The sequence below is a fragment of the Candidatus Poribacteria bacterium genome (genome assembly GCA_021295755.1).
In the GTDB taxonomy this organism is placed as follows: domain Bacteria; phylum Poribacteria; class WGA-4E; order WGA-4E; family PCPOR2b; genus PCPOR2b.
The window spans coordinates 1,536-8,502 of record JAGWBT010000145.1; the positions used below are offsets into that span (position 1 = coordinate 1,536).

6 protein-coding genes are annotated in these 6,967 nt (G+C 48.9%); all 6 read left to right on the forward strand.

All coding sequences use genetic code 11. The features are described 5' to 3' along the window. Window positions 1-1,860 (forward strand): NADH-quinone oxidoreductase subunit L (locus J4G02_18540; GenBank protein ID MCE2396534.1); only part of this gene is annotated, 1,860 nt, incomplete at its 5' end. A 103-nt stretch (window positions 1,861-1,963) separates the two neighbouring features. Then, the gene (locus tag J4G02_18545; protein ID MCE2396535.1) at window positions 1,964-2,272 is read left to right on the forward strand and encodes a hypothetical protein; all 309 of its coding nucleotides are present in this window, start codon (window positions 1,964-1,966) and stop codon (window positions 2,270-2,272) included. Then, window positions 2,269-2,685: a hypothetical protein gene (locus tag J4G02_18550; protein MCE2396536.1), complete on the forward strand. Its 417-nt coding sequence runs from the start codon at window positions 2,269-2,271 to the stop codon at window positions 2,683-2,685. Before J4G02_18545 ends, J4G02_18550 begins: the two co-directional genes overlap by 4 nt. Window positions 2,686-2,786: 101 nt before the next feature. Next, on the forward strand, window positions 2,787-4,289 hold the full coding sequence (locus J4G02_18555) for an NADH-quinone oxidoreductase subunit M (protein MCE2396537.1): 1,503 nt from the start codon (window positions 2,787-2,789) through the stop codon (window positions 4,287-4,289). Window positions 4,290-4,301: 12 nt separating this feature from the next. After that, complete coding sequence (locus J4G02_18560; protein ID MCE2396538.1) at window positions 4,302-5,759, forward strand: NADH-quinone oxidoreductase subunit N; 1,458 nt, start codon at window positions 4,302-4,304, stop codon at window positions 5,757-5,759. Between the two features lie 99 nt (window positions 5,760-5,858). Next, window positions 5,859-6,677, forward strand: a complete 819-nt coding sequence (locus J4G02_18565; protein ID MCE2396539.1) for an NAD(P)-dependent oxidoreductase — start codon at window positions 5,859-5,861, stop codon at window positions 6,675-6,677. The last annotated feature ends 290 nt before the right edge of the window (window positions 6,678-6,967 follow it).

The following is a 6,967-nucleotide window of genomic DNA, read 5'->3' on the forward strand; positions in this document are numbered from 1 at the left end:
CCCCGCTACCCTCGCTTCTTTGCCTTCCTGTCGTTGTTCTCTTTCTCGATGCTCTTCTTGGTTGTTTCTGACAACCTGCTCGGTATCTATATCGGTTGGGAACTTGTTGGTGTTTGTTCTTATCTACTGATCGGATTCTGGTTTGAACAAGATGCTCCAGCGAATGCGTGCAAAAAAGCGTTTATGACAACCCGCGTCGGGGATGTCGGGATGTTCATCGGCATGATGATGCTTTTCACCAAGTTTCGCACGTTATCGCTCTACGGTGATGAAGGTATCTTTGCACTTGCCAGTAACCTGACCGCCGGTGATATGACTTGGTTGTCGATAGCCGGGGTGCTAATATTCTGCGGGGCAGTTGGCAAATCGGCACAAATCCCGCTGCACACATGGCTTCCCGATGCGATGGAAGGCCCCACGCCTGTCAGTGCTTTGATTCACGCTGCAACGATGGTCGCCGCAGGGGTTTATCTTACCGCCCGAATGTTCCCAATCCTGACTGCTGATTCCTCACTGGTCATTGCGTATGTTGGAGGCATCACGGCGTTAGTCGCAGCAACGATTGCCCTCGTTCGATTCGACATCAAGCGAGTCCTTGCCTATTCGACTATCAGTCAATTGGGTTATATGATGTTGGCAATTGGAGCAGGAAGTTATATCGCAGGGCTTTTCCACCTCACAACACACGCCTTTTTCAAAGCTCTACTGTTCCTCGGATCCGGCAGCGTCATCCACGCCTTCCATGCCGCCCACCATGCGCACGATCATGACCACGATCACGCACACGACGACGACCATGGACATACAGACGCACACGCAGCCTCATTCGATAGCTTCGGCATTGACCCCGCGCAGGATATGCGCCACATGGGCGGGCTACGCCATAAGATGCCCATCACCTTTTTAACAATGTTGATTGCAACGCTGTCAATCGCCGGTGTGCCGTATATCTTCTCAGGCTTCTGGAGTAAAGATGCAGTCCTCGTCGAAGTTCTCTACCGGGCAATCTCTTGGGATTCGGTTCATCACTATATTCTGTTTGGCATGGCCGCACTCGCAGCTGTCATCACGGCATTTTATATGTTCCGCCTCATCTTTATGACGTTTACCGGGGAACCCCGCAATCAAGAAATGCACGATGGTGCACACGAATCGCCCTTGAAGATGGCAATCCCATTGATTATTTTAGCCGTTCTCAGTTTTCCGATTGTCAACAAATGGTCGTTTGAGAAATATGTGAAACAGCCAGAGCAACCCCACATCCATGCGCCAAAGCATGCGATGCAAAATCCAAATGGAAGCGCCCTACACGCGCAGTTGGGGCTCTCTGATGCGCACGCTGCAGAAGATGCGCATCACGACGATGCAGCAGGACATCATGACCCAGATCACGATAAGGCGCATAACATCGTCGTGCCGCTATCATTTGTCATCGTCATTATCGGTATCGGGTTATCTGCGCTTTTCTATTACTGGCAGAAGTTTTCCGCCGAAGCTGTTGCAGCGAGACTACGCCCAATCTACACGCTGCTCTGGAATAAATACTATTTTGATGAATTTTACGACGGTGTGCTCGTCGCACTTACCGTCGCCGGTTCAAAAGTCCTTGGATTTTTTGATCTGCGTTTCATTGATGGAATTGTCAATGGGGTCGGTGTCGCTGTGCAGGCAGGGTGCGCACGAGTCGCAGGGTGGTTTGATAACACCTTTGTCGATGGACTGGTCAATTTGGTCGCCCGAATTACTTGGTTAGTCGGTGGCAGGATTAGGCGGGTTCAAACGGGCATGATCCAAAATTATCTGCTAGCCGTTTTGGGCGGTGTTGTGCTGTTAATTCTGATTTTCCGTGCTTTATTCTAGTAGCACTTACGCAGTCAACTGTAGGCGGGGCATCTGGTTTCCCCGCGCTGAAACGCGTAAGTCCTATCTAGGGTGTCTTCTATCCAAAAGTGAGGTGAAAATCATGGCATTTCCACTTCCGCCGATTGATGATCCGGCGTTACAAAAATTCTGCAAAACGCATAATCTGTATGAGGCAGTTGCTGCCGGTTACCATTACGCACAGAAGTTTTTCCCAACAGCGAAGACGATAGAGATTGATTTCTATCCACCTTATTGTGATGACGAACCGGAGGAGGCGGAGATTGCTTTCGTGATTAAGTCAAACATGACAATCAACGAAACTCTTGAGGCTCAAGATCGATTCATCAAAGCCATAAGAGATGTGCCGGGGGCTTTCTATCTCATCCCCTTTCACAGGTTCATCGAATGAATCATCTTGATTTCCTAGATACAGCGACACGGCTCATGGCAAGAGATGTCCCAACCGAAGCAGATATTCGCACTGTAGTGGGTCGATCCTACTATGCCGTATATCACCACGTCTTGTCATGGTGGCGGGATAATGAGTCCTTTCCCGATTACAGGGATCGGGGACATGCTAAGATTCAAATGGCATTCTTTAACGCTGGAATACCGGATGCCAGAGATTTCAGCACAATCCTGAGAACGCTCAACAGACATCGGCGAGAGGCTGACTATGAACTTGCCATCTACTTTAATTTGGAAGATGGACAATCAATATTGAATCTTGCGCGTAACGCTATAGCTGTTTTTGATCGACTTGATAAAACAGCCCTTTCCGAAGGGATATTAAACTATCTTCAAAGAACAAATCAGCTTTGACGTAAAACATGAAAAATTTAGCGCATCACGCTGTAAATAGTAGGAGTAAGTTTCAAACCTGTGCTACCTATAGACGCTTTTAACGAGGAGGATTTCACTGGATGTTATCGTTGATGATTTTTGTCCCTTTGCTAGGGATGCTTGTGGTTCTGTTTGCTATTCGGCGAGAACAGGAGGAGCTCGCTAAGCGTGTGACGTTTATTGTCACGCTGATCCCGCTGCTGATTGCAGTGTTTCTTTTTATAGATTATGACCGATCCATGTCGGGGCATCAGTATGAAGAAGACGTGATGTGGATTAAGGCGTTCAATATCCGCTACCACGTCGGGATCGATGGATTAAGCGTTACATTGGTGCTTTTGACAGCACTATTGGGCCCGATATGCGTTCTCGCATCGTGGAAAATCGACAAAGGAATCAAAGCGTACCTTGCCCTGTTTCTGCTCTTAGAAACAGGGATGATCGGTTTCTTCTGCGCTCTGGATATGTTCCTATTCTATGTCTTCTTTGAGCTCACATTGCTCCCGATGTACTTCCTAATCGGGATATGGGGCGGAGAGAGGCGCGAGTATGCAGCGATTAAGTTTTTCCTGTATACCCTGTTCGGTAGTGTGCTGATGCTTATCGCCATGATTGCCGTTTATCTCAAGAGCGGTACTCCCGATATGCCTCTCACCTTTGATATTCCAACGTTGATTGAACGCGCGAAAACCCCAGGCCACGCGCTTGCAGATCCCACATTCCAGATATGGGCGTTTCTCGGTTTCTTCATCGGCTTCGCGGTCAAAGTGCCGATCTTTCCCTTCCACACATGGCTACCCGACGCTCACGTAGAAGCACCGACCGCGATCAGCGTCATCCTTGCCGGCATCCTCTTGAAAATGGGAACCTATGGACTGGTTCGTGTGAACTTTGCAATGTTACCGGAAGGGATGGACTTCTTCTGCAACGGCAAAGGCACGTGGGGGAACTCGTTGGCAATCCTCGGATTTATCAACATCGTTTACGGTTCATTGTGTGCATTGGCGCAGACCGACTTCAAGAAACTTGTTGCCTACTCCAGTATTGGCCACATGGGATTTGTCTTGATAGGGCTTGCAGCACGAAACGAGAGTGGATTAACCGGTGCTATCCTTCAGATGTTCAACCACGGTGTGATTAGCGCGATGCTGTTCCTCTTGGTCGGTGTTGTCTATGACCGAGCACACCACCGCGAAATCGGCGGTTTCGGCGGACTCGGCAGCAAAATGCCGATATACACCGGCATAACAACGCTGGCATTCATGGCATCCTTGGGTTTACCGGGACTCAGCGGTTTCGTCGGGGAAGCGTTGTCTCTGCTGGGAGCATACAGCAAATTCAAGATGCTGACAATCCTGTCAACCGCAGGTATTGTTGTTGGTGCAGCTTACTTCCTCTGGACATTACAGCGCGTCTTTTTGGGTGAGTTGAATCCGAAATACGAAAGTATCACCGAAATCAATGGGCGCGAAATCGCAACATTGGTCCCGTTAGGCATCCTTACGATTGTACTGGGCATTTGGCCCTCAATCGCCATTGATATGTTTAGGGAAGCTGTGAGCATATTGCCGCTTGTACAATAAAGGGAGAGTTCATTGCCAAACATTGCAAGTATTCCTTACTTTATACCAGAGATTATTTTAATCGTCTTTGCCGTGATTGTCATCTTGTATGATCTCTCATCGAAAAAGAGAGGTGGCGATGGTGCTGCCTATCTGTCGCTTGTCGGAATTGTAATAGCAGTAATCACAGCAATTGTGATTGGATCGGAAGACCGATCCCTGTTCCTCGGCATGGTCCGACTCGATAGTTTCGCGATGTTCTTCAAAGTCATCATCTCGGTTGCTACCGCTGCAACGATTCTATTTTCGGTCCGTTCTGCTGAACTCGATCCGGAGACAAAGGGCGAATACTATGCGCTTCTGCTTGCAGTGACGTTGGGTATGTATCTGATGGCATCGTCAACCCATCTCCTGATGATCTACCTCTCCCTCGAAACTGTCAGCTTGACCTCCTACATCCTCGCTGGATTCTTGACGCATAGCCCCCGTTCAAGCGAAGCAGCATTCAAATACATCACCTTTGGCGCGATATCATCAGGAACAATGCTGTTTGGTATCTCTCTTCTGTTTGGTTTGACCGGTACAGGAGATATCGTGCTAATTAGCAGCCGGCTTGGGGAGATGTTCAGCCAAGGGGATGTCTATCCGCTGGCGGTACTGCTGTCGATTACGTTTATCCTTGCGGGCGTCGGGTACAAAATCGCTTCCGTACCTTTCCACATGTGGTCTCCCGATGTTTATGAAGGTGCCCCGATTCCAATCACAGCGTTCCTATCTGTTGCATCTAAGTCGGCTGGGTTCGCCCTATTTATTCGCCTATTCTATTCAGGCCTCAAATCGGCAGATGCTTCGGTTGATTGGTCACTGATGTTGGCAGTGGTCTCTGCCCTAACCATGACCGTTGGCAATCTTGCTGCACTCCCACAGCAAAATGTGAAACGCCTCCTCGCTTACTCAAGTATCTCGCATGGCGGTTTCCTGCTCATGGGAGGGGTTTTGCTGACAAGTGAAGGACTTCAAGCGATTCTCATCTACCTCATTATTTATCTGTTTATGAACTTGGGAGCATTCTTTGTGGTCATTCTCATTGCGAACGAAGTCGGCAGCGAAACAATTGACGGATACCGTGGACTGGTGTCCCGCGCGCCGCTCATCGCAGTGTCAATGGCAATCTTCCTCTTTTCCTTGACCGGGCTGCCACCCCTCGCCGGATTCGCAGGGAAGTGGATCCTTTTTGCCGCTGTCATCAAAGAGCAGCTCTATTGGCTAGCTATTATCGGCTTGCTCAACAGTGTTGTGGCACTTTACTACTATGTGCGAATTGTCAAGGCGATGTTCCTTGAAACCTCCGATGACACCGAATCCCTCTCTTTCTCACCCGGCAGTCTTGTCCTGCTCCTTGTTTTTGTTGTTCCAACCCTCCTGCTCGGTATCTATTGGAATCCCTTATACGAACTGTCCAGAGTTTCTCTCGGAAAACTGATGGGCTAAGAACGGTTAATCTTCGACACAATTAAACCTCGTTCATGCCCTGAAACGTACTTACCTAGCAGATATTCATGATGAATCTCAGCAAGGAAAGACAAACAAATGAGTTCACCAAAGAAAGTGCTGGTCACAGGTGCAACTGGGCAGATCGGCTACATGACATACAAGCGACTGCTTGAACAGCCGGACACATACGATGCCTACGCGCTCGACTGTAAACGCGAGTCGTCTGTGCGGGTTCCTAAATCATGGACCCTCGAGATTCCCGACGATAAATTTCAGCTCTGTGACATTTCCGATTTTGAGCAGGTCCGACAGGCCGTTGAAGGCATTGAGGTCGTTGCACATCTTGCCGCCGATCCGGGCAGTGGAAATTGGGAGAGCCTACTGCACAACAACATCATCGGGACTTATAACGTGTTTGAGGCGTGTCGGGAAGCTGGGGTACGGCGAATCGTCGCCGCCAGCAGTATTATGGTGTCCCAAGGGCATCGTGAAAGCGAACCGTACAAGGCGATGATGGAACGGCGACACGCCAACATACCCGACGATGTTCAGATGATTACACCAGACATACCCGCAGAGCCGAGAGGCATATACGGTTCAACCAAAGTTTGGACAGAGTCTTTGGCACGTACCTATGCGGATCAGCATGAGATGTCATGTATCTGCGTCCGTATCGGTCAAGTCGAGCGCGACCGGCCCCGCCCACCACAGGGGGCGGACATCTACGTCAGCCAGCGGGACATTGTCCAGATTATCGAACGGTGCATCAATGCCGATGATGACTTACGATTTGAGATTTTCTACGGTATGTCAAACAACGATTTACGCTGGGTGGATATTGAGAACGCTCGTCGAAAGGTGGGATATGTGCCGCAAGATCGAGCAGAGGATAACCACGGCTACGACGGGGGTTAGAAACGGTAACGTTACATGAAGGATAATATAGACGCCCAAAAAGTCAGAAGACGAAAAGCAGTCATAGAACATATTTAACCAATTTACCTTGAGCGTTGAACAAGCCCGACGCAAGATACAATGCGAAATTGCTGATTGATACAACGAGCGTTTTTTGATAAACTGTGTTCAAAATGAAAACAAGCTTCTGTATTTTATATGTGCTAGAAATTTGTCTGCCACAGATTCCTTTCTTTGAGGAGAAACTATGAAAGTAAAACTCGGTTTTATTGGGACAGGTGGTATGGCAG